The 16890-nt window shown below is 31.7% G+C and carries 25 protein-coding genes; all 25 read right to left on the bottom strand.

Features of this window, described 5'->3' with window-relative positions:
* Window positions 1-10: 10 nt before the first annotated feature.
* Complete coding sequence (locus L1S46_RS04915) at window positions 11-793, bottom strand: lysozyme (protein ID WP_238899384.1); 783 nt, start codon at window positions 791-793, stop codon at window positions 11-13.
* Between the two features lie 14 nt (window positions 794-807).
* Window positions 808-1209, bottom strand: a complete 402-nt coding sequence (locus tag L1S46_RS04910; protein ID WP_238899383.1) for a phage holin — start codon at window positions 1207-1209, stop codon at window positions 808-810.
* A gap of 2 nt (window positions 1210-1211) precedes the next feature.
* Window positions 1212-1601, bottom strand: a complete 390-nt coding sequence (locus L1S46_RS04905; protein ID WP_238899382.1) for a hypothetical protein — start codon at window positions 1599-1601, stop codon at window positions 1212-1214.
* Window positions 1594-1914 carry a helix-hairpin-helix domain-containing protein gene (locus L1S46_RS04900; RefSeq protein WP_238899381.1) on the bottom strand — a complete coding sequence of 107 codons (321 nt, stop codon included), beginning with the start codon at window positions 1912-1914 and terminating at the stop codon, window positions 1594-1596. Before L1S46_RS04900 ends, L1S46_RS04905 begins: the two co-directional genes overlap by 8 nt.
* A 77-nt stretch (window positions 1915-1991) precedes the next feature.
* On the bottom strand, window positions 1992-2267 hold the full coding sequence (locus L1S46_RS04895; protein ID WP_238899380.1) for an XkdX family protein: 276 nt from the start codon (window positions 2265-2267) through the stop codon (window positions 1992-1994).
* Between the two features lies 1 nt (window position 2268).
* Window positions 2269-2607 carry a hypothetical protein gene (locus tag L1S46_RS04890; RefSeq protein ID WP_238899379.1) on the bottom strand — a complete coding sequence of 113 codons (339 nt, stop codon included), beginning with the start codon at window positions 2605-2607 and terminating at the stop codon, window positions 2269-2271.
* Between the two features lie 37 nt (window positions 2608-2644).
* Window positions 2645-3289, bottom strand: coding sequence for a hypothetical protein (locus L1S46_RS04885; RefSeq protein WP_238899378.1), 645 nt, complete (start codon window positions 3287-3289; stop codon window positions 2645-2647).
* Between the two features lie 17 nt (window positions 3290-3306).
* Entirely contained in the window at window positions 3307-3843 is a 537-nt protein-coding gene (locus L1S46_RS04880) for a putative phage tail protein (RefSeq protein WP_238899377.1), read from the bottom strand.
* Window positions 3836-4897, bottom strand: a complete 1062-nt coding sequence (locus L1S46_RS04875; RefSeq protein ID WP_238899376.1) for a baseplate J/gp47 family protein — start codon at window positions 4895-4897, stop codon at window positions 3836-3838. The genes L1S46_RS04880 and L1S46_RS04875 overlap by 8 nt, the downstream gene beginning before the upstream one ends.
* Window positions 4894-5343: a DUF2634 domain-containing protein gene (locus L1S46_RS04870; RefSeq protein ID WP_238899375.1), complete on the bottom strand. Its 450-nt coding sequence runs from the start codon at window positions 5341-5343 to the stop codon at window positions 4894-4896. Before L1S46_RS04870 ends, L1S46_RS04875 begins: the two co-directional genes overlap by 4 nt.
* 17 nt (window positions 5344-5360) lie before the next feature.
* On the bottom strand, window positions 5361-5627 hold the full coding sequence (locus tag L1S46_RS04865; RefSeq protein WP_238899374.1) for a DUF2577 domain-containing protein: 267 nt from the start codon (window positions 5625-5627) through the stop codon (window positions 5361-5363).
* 7 nt (window positions 5628-5634) lie between these two features.
* Window positions 5635-6546: a hypothetical protein gene (locus L1S46_RS04860; protein ID WP_238899373.1), complete on the bottom strand. Its 912-nt coding sequence runs from the start codon at window positions 6544-6546 to the stop codon at window positions 5635-5637.
* A gap of 8 nt (window positions 6547-6554) precedes the next feature.
* Window positions 6555-7322, bottom strand: a complete 768-nt coding sequence (locus tag L1S46_RS04855; RefSeq protein WP_238899372.1) for a cell wall-binding protein — start codon at window positions 7320-7322, stop codon at window positions 6555-6557.
* A gap of 15 nt (window positions 7323-7337) precedes the next feature.
* Entirely contained in the window at window positions 7338-9581 is a 2244-nt protein-coding gene (locus L1S46_RS04850; protein WP_238899371.1) for a phage tail tape measure protein, read from the bottom strand.
* A 181-nt stretch (window positions 9582-9762) separates the two neighbouring features.
* Complete coding sequence (locus L1S46_RS04845; protein ID WP_238899370.1) at window positions 9763-10188, bottom strand: hypothetical protein; 426 nt, start codon at window positions 10186-10188, stop codon at window positions 9763-9765.
* A 65-nt stretch (window positions 10189-10253) separates the two neighbouring features.
* Window positions 10254-10685 (bottom strand): phage tail tube protein, encoded by a 432-nt coding sequence (locus L1S46_RS04840; RefSeq protein WP_238899369.1) that lies wholly within the window; start codon window positions 10683-10685, stop codon window positions 10254-10256.
* Window positions 10686-10698: 13 nt separating this feature from the next.
* Window positions 10699-11796: a phage tail sheath C-terminal domain-containing protein gene (locus L1S46_RS04835; protein WP_238899368.1), complete on the bottom strand. Its 1098-nt coding sequence runs from the start codon at window positions 11794-11796 to the stop codon at window positions 10699-10701.
* A gap of 10 nt (window positions 11797-11806) precedes the next feature.
* A complete protein-coding gene (locus L1S46_RS04830; protein WP_238899367.1) occupies window positions 11807-12304 on the bottom strand; it encodes a DUF6838 family protein in 498 nt (165 codons plus the stop codon).
* A gap of 3 nt (window positions 12305-12307) precedes the next feature.
* Entirely contained in the window at window positions 12308-12730 is a 423-nt protein-coding gene (locus L1S46_RS04825; RefSeq protein WP_238899366.1) for an HK97 gp10 family phage protein, read from the bottom strand.
* Window positions 12731-12734: 4 nt separating this feature from the next.
* The gene (locus L1S46_RS04820) at window positions 12735-13082 is read right to left on the bottom strand and encodes a phage head closure protein (protein WP_238899365.1); all 348 of its coding nucleotides are present in this window, start codon (window positions 13080-13082) and stop codon (window positions 12735-12737) included.
* Window positions 13079-13363: a head-tail connector protein gene (locus L1S46_RS04815; RefSeq protein ID WP_238899364.1), complete on the bottom strand. Its 285-nt coding sequence runs from the start codon at window positions 13361-13363 to the stop codon at window positions 13079-13081. The genes L1S46_RS04820 and L1S46_RS04815 overlap by 4 nt, the downstream gene beginning before the upstream one ends.
* A 47-nt stretch (window positions 13364-13410) precedes the next feature.
* The gene (locus L1S46_RS04810; protein WP_238899363.1) at window positions 13411-14595 is read right to left on the bottom strand and encodes a phage major capsid protein; all 1185 of its coding nucleotides are present in this window, start codon (window positions 14593-14595) and stop codon (window positions 13411-13413) included.
* Window positions 14596-14654: 59 nt separating this feature from the next.
* Complete coding sequence (locus L1S46_RS04805) at window positions 14655-15335, bottom strand: HK97 family phage prohead protease (RefSeq protein ID WP_238899362.1); 681 nt, start codon at window positions 15333-15335, stop codon at window positions 14655-14657.
* Complete coding sequence (locus L1S46_RS04800) at window positions 15298-16566, bottom strand: phage portal protein (protein ID WP_238899361.1); 1269 nt, start codon at window positions 16564-16566, stop codon at window positions 15298-15300. The genes L1S46_RS04805 and L1S46_RS04800 overlap by 38 nt, the downstream gene beginning before the upstream one ends.
* A 43-nt stretch (window positions 16567-16609) precedes the next feature.
* Window positions 16610-16813 carry a hypothetical protein gene (locus L1S46_RS04795; RefSeq protein WP_238899360.1) on the bottom strand — a complete coding sequence of 68 codons (204 nt, stop codon included), beginning with the start codon at window positions 16811-16813 and terminating at the stop codon, window positions 16610-16612.
* Window positions 16814-16890: the final 77 nt, after the last annotated feature.

Raw genomic sequence — 16890 nt, 5'->3', positions numbered from 1 at the left:
AGCTTCGAAGTTAACAATTACCTGTATAATCTGCATTTAAGAACATATTTGCTTCTTTAGTTCTTCTTTTATATAATCCTTCTAATCTTTTACCGCCTGCCATTGACCATGCTTGGAAATTGGCTGTTATTGTTGCCGAATCTCTAACTCCATTGCAAATATTTCTATACAATGTGCTTCCCAAAACTCCTGTTGTTCCAACATTATAAGCCATACTTACAAGCGCATCAAACTGATTTTGAGTTAAAGATATGTTTCTAGAATCTAAGTCTTGTTTAATAACAGGCGCGTATTTGCGTTCTATCCAATCTTTTAACATATTAGTTGCTTCTTCTTCTGTGACGCTAGAATTGCCTTCTATTTCTTCGCCTGTCATTCCATAACCCAAAGTTTTTACACCGACTTCATCATAGTAAGGTGTAGCTGAAAAGCCTTCCCATGACTTAATGAAATCAATACAGCTATCTGAAACTAAAGAATCTTGCCATACTCCTTTTGAATCAAAAGTATATTGTTTGTCTTCTATTGTTGTTGTACATGATTGATACATAGAACCTTTATATCCAGTTGAGCTAGGTTCTAAGTAATACCATTTGTTATTATCTTTTAGCCAACCTGTCTGCATCTGTCCATTTGAATTTAAATAATACCATTTACTAGAGTTAGGATCTTGAAACCATCCTGTAGTCATAGCACCATTAGGCTTTAAATAATACCAGTAATCGCCTATCTGAGTCCACCCTGTCACTAGTTGTCCATTTTCGTCTTCTAAACACCAGCACCATTTTGACATAAAAACATCTCCTTTTATTGTGGCATATTAGCACTTACATGATTTACTTCTTGTCCTATTGCTTGAATATTATCAGGATTATCTACAGATATTTTAGAACTTGCTAAGTTATCATTTACAACCTGTATAGCATTTGAAATTGTTGAGCTGGTAGATTTATCGCTAGAACTTTGTAACTCTGCATTGCCCTCTAAAGTCTGTTGTACATTGTCGCTTATTCCAGGCGTTGAAGTATCAACCGCTATTCCAAATGCGCCTGCAAGTACAAGTACGCTATTGATTATATCAGCATAATTTTTAGGGATATAATCAGCTAACTGACCTAACCCAATTTGCTGAAGTAACACAATTACCAATGATACTGTACTTACCAACCATGCCTTGTTTGTTAATCTTGCTTTCCAATCTATGCTCATATTTATAACCTCTTTTCAATATTTTCTATTTTGTAATTCATTTCTTTTAAAGTTAATACAATCTCATTTGTAGCTTTTGCGTTTTCTTTTAGCTGTTCAATAAATTCGCTTCTTTCTTCTTCGGCTTTTGCCCTAGCTTCTAAAAGTTCATCTTTCAACTGTTTTTCTCTGCTTGCAGCTTCTTCTTTTTGATTTTTCAATTGTTCCCTATAGAATTGCTCATCTTCTTCAGATTTACTTTTTATTTGCTCCTGTAAGTCTTTTGTTTCTTTTAACGTGCTATTAAAAACATCACGAATAAATTTGCCTAAAAAGAATAAGCCTATAAGTAAGGCTACAGTTAAAACCCAAGTAACGCTTTCGCCTTTAAATAGTTGCAATATCTCAATCAACTGTGATTTCCTCCTTTATCTCTTGTATAAAACTTTCTGAAATTCCATCTATATTAGATAGATCCCATATGCTTTTATACGGTCTATTTTTTATTATCAAGTCAGCTTTCTTATCTCCTATGCCTTTTTTAGACATAAGTTCAGCTTTATCAGCTGTATTTAAATCTATTTTTTTATGTTGAGTAGTACTATCACCAATTGTTATTGCATTAATGTTTATATTACTTACGCTTCTAGCGACTGAAAAGCCAAGCAAAAATGCAATTACCATAATTAAAATAGACAAAACAATTATTATATAAACTTTTTTCATTCATTTACCTCGCTTTCCAGCCAAATTAAAGGCAATAAAAAAAGACCTCTTAAGTCTCTTAATACTGCCTTATAATTTTAATTTGTACTCTTTGAAGCGATTATAACTTCATATTCTGATTGAGTTATTAGACCTTTAGTAACGCATGCTTGTAAGTAAATTTGATCTATTTTATTGTTATCATATGCAAGATTTAAATGAACTAGATAATCCTCCCCAGTTATTTGTTGATATTGTGCTGGAGTTATCTTCCCATAGTACACATATTCCGCTACATCATCTTTCGTATACAAACCCTTATCATAATAATTCTTTATTGTTGTATACCAATCTATACTCATTAAATAATTCATATTACATGCCCCCCATTCGCACTAATGCTAAAAGCACTTCTGAGTTTTGAGCTTCTAATGTAGTTACACGCTCCTCTAAAGCACTTTCTTGATAAAGTGTCACAACTATGTTCCCTGATTCAATCATTTTAGCTATGCTTAAGCAAGATAAATTATTATAAGTGCCATATACGTCTCCAGATGAAGTTGCAAGTTTTATTGATGATAAATTACTTGTAGTCATTAGAGTTTCTAAATTATCTACTGTTTGATTTGTAAATGTCAATGCTAATCCATTTGTAAGAACTGCTATTAACTCTACATTTAATGTTGTTCCATTATTTAAAATTACTTTGTCCATATTTTCACTTTCCTTTCTTATTTAAAATCATATTTTATTAAATTATGCCTTGAATAATTCTCAACCTCGCACTTCCATCTAACACAGTTAACTGATTATTAGATGTAATTTGAAAGCTTACGCTTGCTGGAACAAAACTCATATTAGTAAATGTTACTGTTATTATCTCGTTTAACACAAAATTACTAGGGTAAGCATCACTACAAGTTATAACTTTATTCCATGTTTTTGTAAGCCCACCTCCAAAAGTAATAATTAATTTATTTTGATTCGTTATATTGCTAGAAAGTGCTATAGTTCCGTTCACAACTGTTGTGTAATCTCCATTAAATATTGTTGTTGCTTTTTGAGTAGCTTTTGCATTTATCTCGTTTATAGCTCCTGTAACAGTTTTATCTGTTGTTGTTCTAGCGTTATCTGTATTATTTGCTTTTGTGGTTAGTTGAGAGTTTATAGTATTAATTTCATCTTGTATCGCTTTTCCCTGCGTCGCATCTAATCCAAAACCAGTTTGAGTCGCCGCTAAATTATTAACCAGCTTATCTGTTGTTATTGTTTTTGCTGCAAATGTATCTAGCTTATCCCAATTATCATTTAAAAAAGTTTTTAAGTTGAATGTTTGATTTGCATCTGCTACTGAATCTGGTTTTATTAAATTTAAAATACTTGTAAAAACTGACACTCTATTCACTCCTTTCTTTAAAACGCAAATTTATTTATTACTGTATTGTTTAAATTTTCTATTGTCATCGAATTTACATCTTCAACAAGTAAATAAGAAAATTCATAGTTAGCTTTGAGATATGCTGGTTTAACATCTTCTATCGCATTTTGAAAATCTGTTAAATTGGGTGGTGTTCCAATTACACTTATAAACTTAATAGTAAATTGAAAACTTGATAAATTCAAAGTAACTAAAATCTCACCATTTGGATAAGCTTTTGCTATATCCTTTATCATTTGAACTGAAAAAGCACCTTGTCCAAGTATTCTGGAATTTATTCTAGATCTTCTAAAATCTAAGCTATCACTAGGTGAAACTTTAATATTAAATTCTTTTTCATATCTAGATAAAGTATTAGAATCCGCTGTGTTAGTATCATAATTACTTCTCACTAATTCTAGACTTTGATTTAATAAGTTTAATTCTGTAGCGTTAGCATTATTTAATTGTTCCATAACCTTTGATGATTTGTAGTAGTCTGGTTGATATGCTAATAAAGTATTTTTATCCAAGCGTTACCGCCCCCAATACTGCTACTTCAGTATTTGCTATTGCAACATTTCCAGCTACTCCGTTTAAAAGCAAATTACTATAGTCTGTTATTCCATCTGCATTTAATATTTTATCTCCCACAAATGCATAACTTACATAATTTTGTTGGAATGCTATCTCTTTTAAATATTCTTTAACCGCATTTTCAATATTGGTTTTAGCTACTAAAGCATCCAAATTAGTCTGAACTGTAACGCTAATATTTATAGCCTTTTCTGTTGCACTAGCTACAGTGCAAATCGCACCAGAAAGTGGCATTGTACCAGCACCATCACCATTTTGGTTAGGATCTATATGGTTTTGCACACTTTGAACTAATGTAGAATCAGCTCCTGTTTTATTCGAATTGATTATTAATACTTTTACAGTTCCAGCGCCATTCCATAATGGAATTACTTTAGCATCCCCTACTCCAGTAACTTCAAGTGCCCAATTTTTAAATTGATTAGCATTTGCTGTTGTAACAGGATTTTGAATTTTTGCATAATATCTATTCCTTAAACTCTCGTCATCCTCTTCGTCATATCCATTGCTAAAAGCTTGTAAATTCGTTACCGTCTGTAATCCTGCGAGTGTCTTAGGTAAATATTTAATTGCTCCTATAGGGATATTGCCTATGCTTCCGTATTTAGTGCATTTAACATTAACATAAGCTATCCCATTAGCTGGAACGGTTAATGTATCTGTAAATACGAAAGGAATACTATCGCTTGATACAGATTCACCTTTATTTATATTACTTCCTGGAATCCCTATTATTTTAACTTGTCCACCGGATTGTGTAGTTTCTTTTCTATAAACACCAAATTTATTTACAACTTTGTCTAAATCCTTACCTTCTGCTGTATCTGCAAAAGGTACATTAGGAAGCCTTTCGATAATTGTATATGCATTTTCAAGTTCAATAGCGACAGGCTTTTCGGCATCATACATTATTTCGCCTTCACTTTTGTTATATTCATTACTTATATTGCTAAGCAATCTAGCTTGTATAATATCTCTGCTGTCACTCACGGTATCACCACACTTTCTGTATTCGTTCCATATATACTTACAACATCAAATTCGCAATTAAGCGTACTTTTGTCTTTAGTAAATATAAAATTATTTACTGATACTATATCTGAATTTTTTAATAAAGCATCTGTAACTATTGTTTGAATCTGTGCTTGTTTGTAAGCTAAAGGATATTCACTTGTTATTAAATCTAATAATGAATCAACTCCGTATTTTTCAGTATTATCTGTATTGTAGATCTTGTATTTATTTTTATCTGTTCTTATAGTTTTTTGTATCCATTGTTTTAAAGCTTGATATCCTCTTACTGTTTGGACTTTTCCATCTTTAACATTAAAATCTCCTAGTTCAAAATCGAAACTAGGAGATTTACCACCACTATTTATTATGTTTGTATTATCTAATTGAGTTATTGCACTAACTGCCTCTTGATTTGGGAACAAATAATATCACCTGCCTTTTAAACCCTGTCTACTGCCACGTATGATTGTCCTCTTGAGAGCGGAATACATAAAACATTATCACCATTATTTATAGTTTTATTTCTTAAATTTTCACATACATAAAGCATTGCATTTTCATCGTTTTCGGTAAAGATTACAGCTCCACCAAATAAACTTATTTTAATTGGTCCTGTAGAAATCACTTTACCTATTCTTGTCTCGTCTGGGTCTCTATTATCTCTATCTCTAAATAACTTCATTAAACCTATATCATAATTATCCATTTTTCACCTACCAAACAACTGTAATGCTAACTTTGTGATCACTATTTTCCAACTTATGACTTGCATTTTTAATCTTGTAATATCCATTTAACCTCTTACCTGCTGATAAATAAATCATTCTATTAGGTTTTATTAAATCTCCACTTTCAACAACAAACATATCATTCAATGAGCATGAATATTCTATTTTATTACTATTAGCTAGTGTATTGTTCGCAATGTTTTGAGCTTGTGCGACATTCTTATCATCTACAGTTAAATTATCACTTAAAATACCGTAAAAACCTTGTTGGCTTGAATCTTCTGCGGTCGCTTCTACTTTTGCATTATCATCATTTCCACTAGTAACAGTTATTTTGTTTTTCATATTTTCCATAGACATATCTATATCTATATCTTTAGGTAAAATCAATCTAGGAGTTATTTTCATTTCTTCAAGCTTTCTAACATACAAAATGTTACCTTCAATTTCTTTAAAATATGTTGTTCCTTGATCGCTTTGCGCTTGAGTTAAAATATCATCAATTATTTGTGCCATAGTAGTATTAACATATGTTTTGCTTATCTGAGTTGGAATATCTGCTATAACACAAGTTAAATAGGCTTCTCCGGCTAATGATTTTATTGCTTCGTCTGCTCTCATATTGTAAAATTGCTTAACTGATATCTTATTATTCTTAAGATAAAAGCTATAATCTTGGCAGGTATAACTCCATGTCCATCTTTTCTGAGCTGGTTTAAAAGCAATTCCTCTAAATATCTCTGAAGAATCATTAAATAATTGTACAACTGTCCCTGTCGGAATTTCTTTTATACTATCAAAAGTTAACTGCATACCTAAATTATCAGTATCTCCACCCCATGAAATAGTATTACCATCCTTTATTATGTCTTGATTATTAACAATAAGCCTATACATAATACCACCTAGCTTTCAACCAATGCGCCATCATCATCAAATGTATATTGGACATCATCTATTGTAGCAGTTCCTCCAAAATACATTGCTCCATCAGAACCGAAATAATACCATTTATCATTATATTTAATCCACTCATTTCTAGCCATCATACAATTATCTTTTAGATAGTACCAATATCCTCCGTATTGTAGCCAGCTAGATTGCCTAGCATAACCAGCAGCATTAAAACTATACCATTCATTATCTATAAGTTGCCAAGAATCTTTATAATAATTTCCAGATGTATCAGTATAGTAATACCATCCTGTTGAATCTTGTTGCCAGCCAACAGTATAAACTTTAGCAATAGTAGTATTGTAATCTCTCCATTGCTTAACACCTAAAGAATATTCATAATCGCCATTTTTCATTATCTGAGGTTCAAATTTTTCAATACTAAATGTATCATTTACATAATAACCATCTGGAGTATTTATAACTAAGCGAATAGGCTCTGCATTAGTTTTAGCATTTTCAATCAACGTGATAATTTCTTTTGCATTAACTTTGCTTTTACAGAAATGATATTTGCTAGCATTTCTAGGTAACCAATCACTCCACGATCCTTGAAGTAATCCTTTTTTCTCTATAAAGTTATATGGAATATCCCAATAAGTTTCAAATACTTCATTCTTACCATCACTAGAAAAAGCAGGTAGCTTACTTGGTATTGTTGGAAATTGTAATACTTTTGTTCTGTTATAATCACTTATATAAATATTATAATTACTCATAACCTACCTCACTTTCTAAGAATTAACCATTTGATAATATAATTTATTATAAATATGTTGTCCTACTTGATCAGCGAATTCTTCATTTCCTACCATGTTACCTTGTACTGTTAGGTATACATGCACTCCACCATTCCCATTACCATTTAACATTTTATTAGTTTGACTATTTGTATAAACTTTACTTCCATTTGGCAAATCAATTAACTCTGGACCATATTCACCAGCTATTGTTAAACCGCCTTTAGAATATTGAGTACCAGTTGCTTTGTGTTGATATGGATTAAATGATACTTGATCCGCGTCCACCGTGTCGGCATTTTGTGCATTTTGAGTTATATTTACTGTTTTATCAGCAAAATTTGTACCATTCCACCAATCCCAGAATCCTTTTAATTTCTCCCAAGCCCATTGAACTGAGCTACAAACATCATCCCAATGCTTAGCCAGCTCATAAATAACATTTACAAATGGGATACACTCTAAAATAAATGATGCAATTGGGTTATTTTCAAGAAAATCCCATGCTCTGCTTATCCACTCACAAATATCTTGCCAGTGTTGAACTACTTCATAAATAACAAATCCTAATCCAGCTATAGCGAGTGCAACAACTCCTACCGGATTCGCATCTAAAGCAACATTTAGCGCCCATTGTGCTCCTTCCCACGCTGTAGTGGCATTTCTAATGCCCCAAATCATTAGTTCTATTGTTGACCATGCGGAAGTTGCAAGTGTTGTAATTCCTATCCATGTGTTAACTGCCATAATTGCCAATTTCCACGCTATAACAGCCCCTATAATTCCTTCGATAACTGGTTTTATTGTAGGCCAATCATTATTTATATAATCAACAACGCCTGTTGCTTTATCAATTATATCTTTAATAGCATCTCCGACTGAGTTCCAATTATCCGGCTTTACTGAATCAAATGATGGAATTACACTATCATAAATAGTTTTAACTAAATTTGTTGCCGAATCAACTAAACCACCGATTGAAGGTGACACTTTATCTATAATAGAACCTGCAACATCTAAAAAGTTTTGTGTAATTCCACCGATATCTTCTTTCACATTAGGTATATGGCTACTAAACCAGTTGGAAAAATCATTTAATCGCGGTAGAACTGCATCCGAAATTGGAATTAATATGCTTGTTTTTAACATACGCTCAATACCTTCAAAAGCACTACCTATATCGTTATATTTAATTTTGTTTATCTGTCCTAATGCATCATAGGTATTAGTTATTTCTCCATCAATATTTCCTAAACTTTCTATTACATTTATGCCTAAATCCTCAAACTGTGTACCGAAAAGTTCAACACCGACTTGAGATTGTTTAAGTGGGTCCTTCATATTCGATAAAGCTGTTATAACATCCTCAAAAGAATTTTTTGCAATATCTCCACCTTGCGCAAACTTTGCTGCTAAATCATCTGCATTAAACCCAAGTTGAGTAAATCCATCTGTTGTTGTTTTACTTCCATCTACAGCTCTTATAGAGAACTCTTTAACTGCATCTCCAACTTTATCTAGATTGAATCCGCCTTCTTGCGACCCTGCGGAGAATACATTAAACATATCTTCTGCATTTAATCCAAGTTTTTTAAATTGAACACTATATTCATCTATAGAATCTAACATTTCACCGCTAAAATCTAATCCACCTTGCTTACCCTGTGCAATTAAATTAAATGCTTCATTTCCATCAACACCAAATTGTTTCATTAACATTGATGCTGCTCTAACAGATTCATTTACTTCATAACCAAATGTATCACGTAAAGTTATCGCATTTTCTGTCATTCCTTTCAAATCATCGCCAGTATACCCTGTTTGTTCTCCAACTGCTTTTATTGCTTCACCTATATCTTCAAAGTTTTCTCCAAAATTATCATTATAAATGTCAACCATAACATTTTTCATTTGTTCCATTCCATTCGTGGTAAGTCCACTAGCTGCCATTACACCATTTAATGACTTTTGGAGTTCTGCACCGAATGTTACAGTTTCGGATATTCCGTCTTTCATCTTTTCCCAAATATCCATTCCTGCACCTATTCCGATACCATGCAATACAGACTTGCTTATAATATCATAAGCATTTGAAACTTTATCACGCATACTTAAAGCTTGATTTTCTGTCTGCTGCATACCACTTCTAAAGGATTGAGTATTTTTTGCTACATTTTGAATTGTTGAGCTAAAATTATCTTTTAAATTCAGTATCGTATTTATAACTTTACTTGCCAAATTACCACCTCCTAACTTTTCGGCGGTTCTGTATTTCTCAACTCTTTTTTATATTGAACGTATTGTATTAATAGTTCTTTTTCTAATGATGATAGATTCCATAAGTATTCGAGGGGATGGCCACATTCAAAGAAATAGCCAAGCCAAAAAAGCTTTCCTATGTCTCCGTTTCCATTCCCTCTTATGAGTTTTTTATTGATCTCCTAATCTTTTCACCACTAAACTTTTCATGAATTAAATTAGCTATATCAACTACATTTTCAATTCCAAAAACCTTTATAGGTATATCAAAAGGGTCCTTTATTTCATGAGCTTCTTGTAATTCTGGCTCTTGTAAGTAAGGGCAAGCAAAATATACATATTGTACTGCTGAATCGGTCAAAACTCTTAAGTCTGTCTCCGTAATATTTCCCTTTTTATCAAATTTAACTGAATTAGCTTGTGCATTAAGGAAATCTAATGTTTGGTCATTAGTTGGTCTTTTAACAGGGATTTTTCCCCATCCTGGTATTTCAATTTGATCTTCTTCTTTTTCTTTGCTTGACCTATCTATACTTTTATTTAAAAAGTCTTTAAGACTTAATTCTTTAATTGCTTCTTTACTCATTATAAAATCCTCCTAAAAATTAAATTTAGAAATAAAAAAGATGCTTAATTAAAAGCATCTTAATATTAAATAGTTTCTATTGGGTCGAAATCTCCAAACTTAAATGGGAATTCTTCTTCAATCATCTTTTTACTTTCAAATCCAGCAAGCATAAATTCTGTAATTGTTATTCCTTCAATGCTTGTCTTTTCGCTTTTCCCTGTTGCTGCATCAGTTAAACTTGATATTAATTTAATATCCGGCATAACTCCACTCTTATAAGCATCAGCACAAATCTTCCATATTGTACTATCAACCTTTTTAACAGTTAATGTTCCTTCACCAGACCATCCGTTATATCTACTATATGTTGCATTATCTCCACAAAAGGAAACATCTTCGAAGTCTCCTTTTACCTTTGCTTCAATTTTAGATAAAGTGGCGAGTAATTGACCATTAAACCACAAGTTACCGCTACTTCCTGTTAAAATTTTATTTGCAATTGCTTGATTAGCCATCTAACTACCTCCTTTATGCTAAATTTATTACAAAGTTTAAATCAACCATACTTTGTAATATCTTCACATTTGCACTTAAAAACAAACTTCTTTTATAAGTATTTAATCTCACCTGTAAATCTGTCCATTCGGCAGCTTCTGTTTTGCCTGACGCTACCCATGCTGCTCTTTGTGCCTCAACATTTATATCACACAAATTGCTATATTCATTATCAAGAACATCGTTGCCAGCTAAATTCTTAAAATATCCATTTACAGCACTTATAAATAAAATTTGATTATCATATTTATTTTTATAGCTGCCTAGATAAGTATTTTTGAACGTATCTGAAATATCATCCAACATAAGGTCCATAGCTTCTACAACTTCTATTTCTTTCATATCTTCTGTTGATGTAGTTCCATTTGTAGTTGTTAAACTATTTATTCCTCTTGCGATCTTTACATCACCATCATTAATTAAAATAAACTTACCAGCACCAAGAGCAGCATTTCTATCCGCTACCTCTGTAACTCTTACAAGATTACTACATTTAAAATAGTTACTTCCTCTTGCAACATTACATTTAGCTAAGATTCCAATAAGTGAAGGGCAATACTTTTCTCCTGTCTCTTCATCTCTAGAATCATTAAAGACTACTTTTGTATTAACAAAGTTAACGATATGTTTTTCGTCTGGTGCTGTTGCTGCATTATAAACTACAGCTTTATAAGTTTTCTTAAGTGTTATTTGAGATTTGACCCAGCTTGTTAATGCTGTAAAATCATCTGCTGTACCATCTGCAATTGTTATCCATCCAGTTTTAACATTCTCCAATACTAATGGTAATGCTGTTGTTATTGCTGGTGCACTTGGTGAACCTGTTGCATCTATTCTTACAATACAAACTTTATAAGGTGCAAATGCAAAAATGTCTTTAATATATTGATAATTAGTAGCCGAATAATCAGCTTCATCAACATCTGTTATAAGACTATATTCTTTATAACTAAATGTCTTATCTGTATCATCACGTAAAATTAAAATTGCATAACCTCTTTCGCTTCTATCAACTAATGAAGCTGCTAGTTGCTTAAATGTTACGTCAATGTTTGGCATTGTTACTGACATATTATCACTCCTATTCTAAATTAATATTTAATTCTTCTATTGGTTCTAATGCTGAATCGTCATAGATTTCTTCTAAACTGTATAAATCAAAACTGCATTCTAATACAGTATCTATAATTTGACTTTGTACACCTTCCTCGTTAGAAATAGGCATAAAAAAAGAAGGTGTAACTTGTACATCTTCTAGGAATGTATTTTCTAGCAGGTCCTGCATTTTTAAATTGTCTTTTTTATATTTGTATTTGTCTTGAGCAAAGAAGTAAATTCTAACTGTCAAATTTCTTTCTTTAAGCTGGCTGTTAAATTTACCAGCTTGTGCACTATCAAATGTTATTCTTAAAGATGGTCTTAATAGTGCGGTAACTGTTCCATCAGTGTTACTTTGAAAAGCGCTTTTTTCATCTTCGGAATAAATTTTTACTTGTGAGAAATCAGTTCCTACTAAAGCATTTGTTATTGCATCATTTATTGCCGCATGAATTTGCGATAGTTTTATTATTTTGACCACCTCCTAGAATAATTTGCTTATGTTTTCTTCGATAAATTTTTCGGAATCATTGAAATATTTATTTTCAAATTGTTTAGATGCTTTATCTACTACATGATATCCATGTACGAAATAACCTGTTTCTTCTCCGTCTTTAGTTATTTGTCTATGTCCATTTTCCACTAAATGAGCATGTGGAGAACTATTATAAACTCTTATAGCTAAAGAACCTTTATACTTGTATGCTTTGCCTCTTTTAAAGCCTTCCATATAATTACCTGTTTTTTTACCAACAATTGTTTTAGCTGTTTTAATTACTAATCTTTTTAAAGCTGTGCCTTCTTTTCTTAAGAATTTTTTGCTTTCTTTTGGTAATTGGTCATTTGCCATAGCTAAAATATCTTTTGTGAACTTATCCATTTCTTTAAAATCAAAAACATTAGCCATAAGCTTACCCCCCTATAATCTCTTGACAGAATATTTCTAAGAAATCGTTAGACATATATGGGTTTAAAATATATTTAATATCAAATCTGTGACCTTTATTACCTTCCTTGTATATAAAGTGCATATCTTCCGTTATATCTTTTCCTGCGCCATATCTAACTTTTATTTTAGTGGTAACATTAGATAGCATTGTATCGGCTTGTTGCTTTTGTAACGAACCAGTTTGAGGGATTATACTAGCCCATATAGTTTTTATTTTAGTATCTTTGAACGTCCATTCCTTAAGCTCTTCATCAAAAACTTCTTCATTTCCCCATATTTCAATTCTTTTATCTAAACTTTCTATACTCATACTATTACCTCATTTATATAATCGCTCGATAAGCATAAGTGAGTTTTGAGCATATCATAAGAATCTCTGTATCTTGCTGATTCAGAATCATCTGTGCTGAATTCGGATTTGCAAAAAATCTTTATTGCTCTAGTAATTAAAGGATCAGTATCATCAATCTTACTTTCTAATATTCCACTAAGTTTTAAATCAGCTTTAGCTGCATCAATAGCGTCTTGTATTTCTTCATCTAAGCTATTATCATCAATTCTTAATGCTAATTTTACTTTATCTATTAACACATAATCCCTCCTTTACAAATATGAAAGGAAGGAAAAACCTTCCCATATTAAGCAGTTGTAGCTTTAGAAATCTTAACAAAAGCTTCACTAAGTGCTGGCTTACCATCTGCAACAGCAAGTCCTCTATAAACAATCTTTCCACTTTTAAATCCTGCAGATCTATCTGAAGAAATTTCAGGAGTTTTACTAAAGTTCATATAGTAATATGAATGATCGCAGAATAATATTGTATCGTCTGGAACATAATCATCTAAGATTATTGGATATCCTAGTATAGTCATTGCTGCTCTATCTTGTGGGTTATAAGTAAATATAGGATTCTTTAAATCATCCTTAATCTTTCTTATACCTCCAAATAGCATTTTTCTATTCATACAGAAACATGCATTTTGATGATACATTGTTGGGAGTAAAGCCATACCATCCATCAAGTTATCATATCCAACATTTGCTGAGCTTGCCCAAGTAGTAGAATTTGTAGCATCCCAAGTAATACCTTTAAGTATTCCTGTTGGTTCTCCATTTCCAGCGCCATTAATGATTGCATTCTCTATTGCAATAGATAATTGTCTTCCAATTTCACCAGATATATAAGTTTCAAATGCATCTATTGTCATTGCATCAGATGCAGCTGAGATTTCTACTAATTTAATTAATTCAAAACCTGCTAAATTAACTTTAATTACTGTATCATCTTGAGGTGTTCCATCTGAGCCTTCTGTTTTCCATGAAGCTGCATTTTTAGCATTAGCTACTGCAAGTGATAAGTTTCCTGGAATATAAGTTACATTAATTTGATTAAATAAAGCTGATGTTTGTTGTAACTTTTGGATTATTAAATTAAGTGTTGTAGTAGGTACTGCAGCCCCTGCACTATTTGAAGCAGTAGTTAAAGCTCTTCTCTCAGTTTCATTTAAATCTTTTCCTTGCAAATTCTTAAGAAATGCTGATCTATACTCAGGTGAAGCGATAATTTCATCTTGAGTTAAATTTCTAAAGTCTTTTTGCTTATCTCTTTCTCTTTCTTCTGGAGTATCAATGTGATTGGCATCAATAGTTCCATTATTTATTCCTTTTGCTATAGACATTCTTTTTTCAATGGATTTTTGTTCATCATCCAGTGATCTTAATTCCTCTTGGATAGTATCTAATTCTTCATCTTTTGCTGTTTCTAATCTACCTCTAATTTCTTCTTTTTTAGTCTTTATTTCTTGCATTCTTTTTTCAAACATATTTTATACCTCACTTTTATTTAAATTTTTGTAGAAAAAAAGAACCCTTTCGGATCCGCTTATAAATAAGTTTTTAATATTAATTTTTTTCTAAGTTCATCATTCCTGATTTTTTTATTCCTCTTTTGTTCAGCTTCTTCAAGCTTTTTATTTCTAAGTTCTTCTATTTTCTCTTTGCATCTTTGTCCAACTACAGCCTCAGTATCTGGATAAGCTGGAGTTGTTACTACTGATACATCATATAAGGTTTTTATCTTGTTTATAGTTCTTTCATAAATCTGATCTTTCTCATTCCATGTTATTTCTTCTGCTGTTTCATCATCATAGTCTATATCAAAAGCAAAACTACATTGATTCACCACATTGGAGCGAATATTTTCTTTTAAGTCATTTGCATAACTTGTGCTAGTTGGAATGCAGTTAAAATTTAAGCCTATTCCATCTATGTTTAAATTTAAACTTCCAGAACCACTTCTAATTGTATTCCTTCCTAATGGCATGTCTTGACTATGATTAAAAAGTGCAACAACATTTGACATATCGCAATCATCCAAAGCCCCTGGCATTATTTTCTCTCTGAATGGTACAAAGAAACCTAATGTATCGGACCATTTATTAAATTTAAGAGCATAACCTTCAATAGATTCTTGTTGGTTATCTCCTTCTCCAACTGATCTTAACTCTATTCTTGATGTTACTGTTCTAATTTCCCTCTGTCCCTGTTTGATTATCTGTGGCATTATTACCATCACCTCCTCCACTATTATTTACGCCTTGATATTGGTCTGCCTTTTGAGCATTAACCATATTAAGTGTTTGTACTCTTCTCGAACCTTCTTCGCCGCCTATGGTTGGCATATTAAACATATCAAGTATATCGTCTAGACTAGCTGCTCCTATGTTAGTCAAGAAAGTTCCTACATTAACTTTTGTAGTATTACTAGCATATTGTAATCTGTTAGCTTCGAATATGACTTCGTTACCAAATCCTCGTTCTCTATCTGTAAATAATTTAGATGTAAATTCTTGACTTAATTGAATTCCTATAGGTTCAAGTACACTTTCATAAAATGCATTCCATTGTTCTTCAGTATAATCTGAAATTACAATAGATTTACTAATCCCAAAATATTTATAAACTTTTTGCTCTATGAAATCCATTTGAGAACTATTTACCATCTTAGGCTCTGAACCTACATTCTGATAATCACATGATCCATCAATAGCAGCTACACCGCCATTATTATTTATGTTCATATAATCTTTAACAAAGTCTTCAGTCCTATCCTTTTTATCTTCACGTTTTAATATTTGAGTAAATTTCAAAATTCCTCGAATAAAAGCTGATGTTTTTATTGCATTAATAATTCCTTGGTCTGTAGTATGAATAAGTTCCAAGGTCGGATATAATGCATAATCATTTCTTTCTCCAAACAAATCATCATTATAGAAAAATCTTCTTAAATGAATTAATTGAGAATAAGGAACTGTTATATAATCTCCACTCATAAATGTGAACTTTGCAAATATTTCTGAATTACTTTCGAGAAACTCCATATTTGAAAAATTAATAGGATATAATCCTTGTAGGTTGCCTTTAGAGTCTAATGAAATATAAATAAATGCATTATTCTGCATATAAAGCTGGGTTATTACTTTATATCTAAATATATAAGCATTCATAAACGGATTAGGCTGTGTATCAAGCAAGTATTGAACATTATCATTGAACAGCTTAACATTCCCTTGATTGTCTTTTCGCCTATACTTAGGTTGTAATTTAGCCGCATTTCTTGCTATAGCATCTACAGCACTTCTAACAACATCGCTTGCATATGCATCATTCCCAAACTGACTAAAAATAGGAACATAGCCATTTAACATTTTTAATTGAGTTGCTTGTCCTGTTGGTTGCCTTGGTTTGTTGCTACCAAATATAATATTAAACAAGCTTCTTTTTTCTCTTGCCAAGTTATCACCACCTTTCAAAGGCAAAATAAAAAGCCCTATAGGCTTACTTAAATTTATTTAGTATCGCTACTATATCAAATCCACATGGAATTATTGCCACCTTGCACCCAATTCTGTCTGAAATTTGTTTCTCAATATTTTCATAATCTGTATCTCTAAGTAGCCTATCTGCTTTTAGAATTAAGACATCATCTTTATCAACTTGAATTTGGGTTAATTTTTCTATGGTTATTTCTTTATACTCCATAACTTTAATTCCTCCTTAAATAAAAATAAGCCTTAACGCTGGCTTTGCGAGATATGGACCACCTTAACCTTTCTCAA

It is taken from the genome of Clostridium sp. YIM B02500 (genome assembly GCF_022324665.1).
GTDB lineage: Bacteria > Bacillota > Clostridia > Clostridiales > Clostridiaceae > Clostridium > Clostridium beijerinckii.
This window is presented reverse-complemented; position numbering and strand designations above follow the sequence as displayed.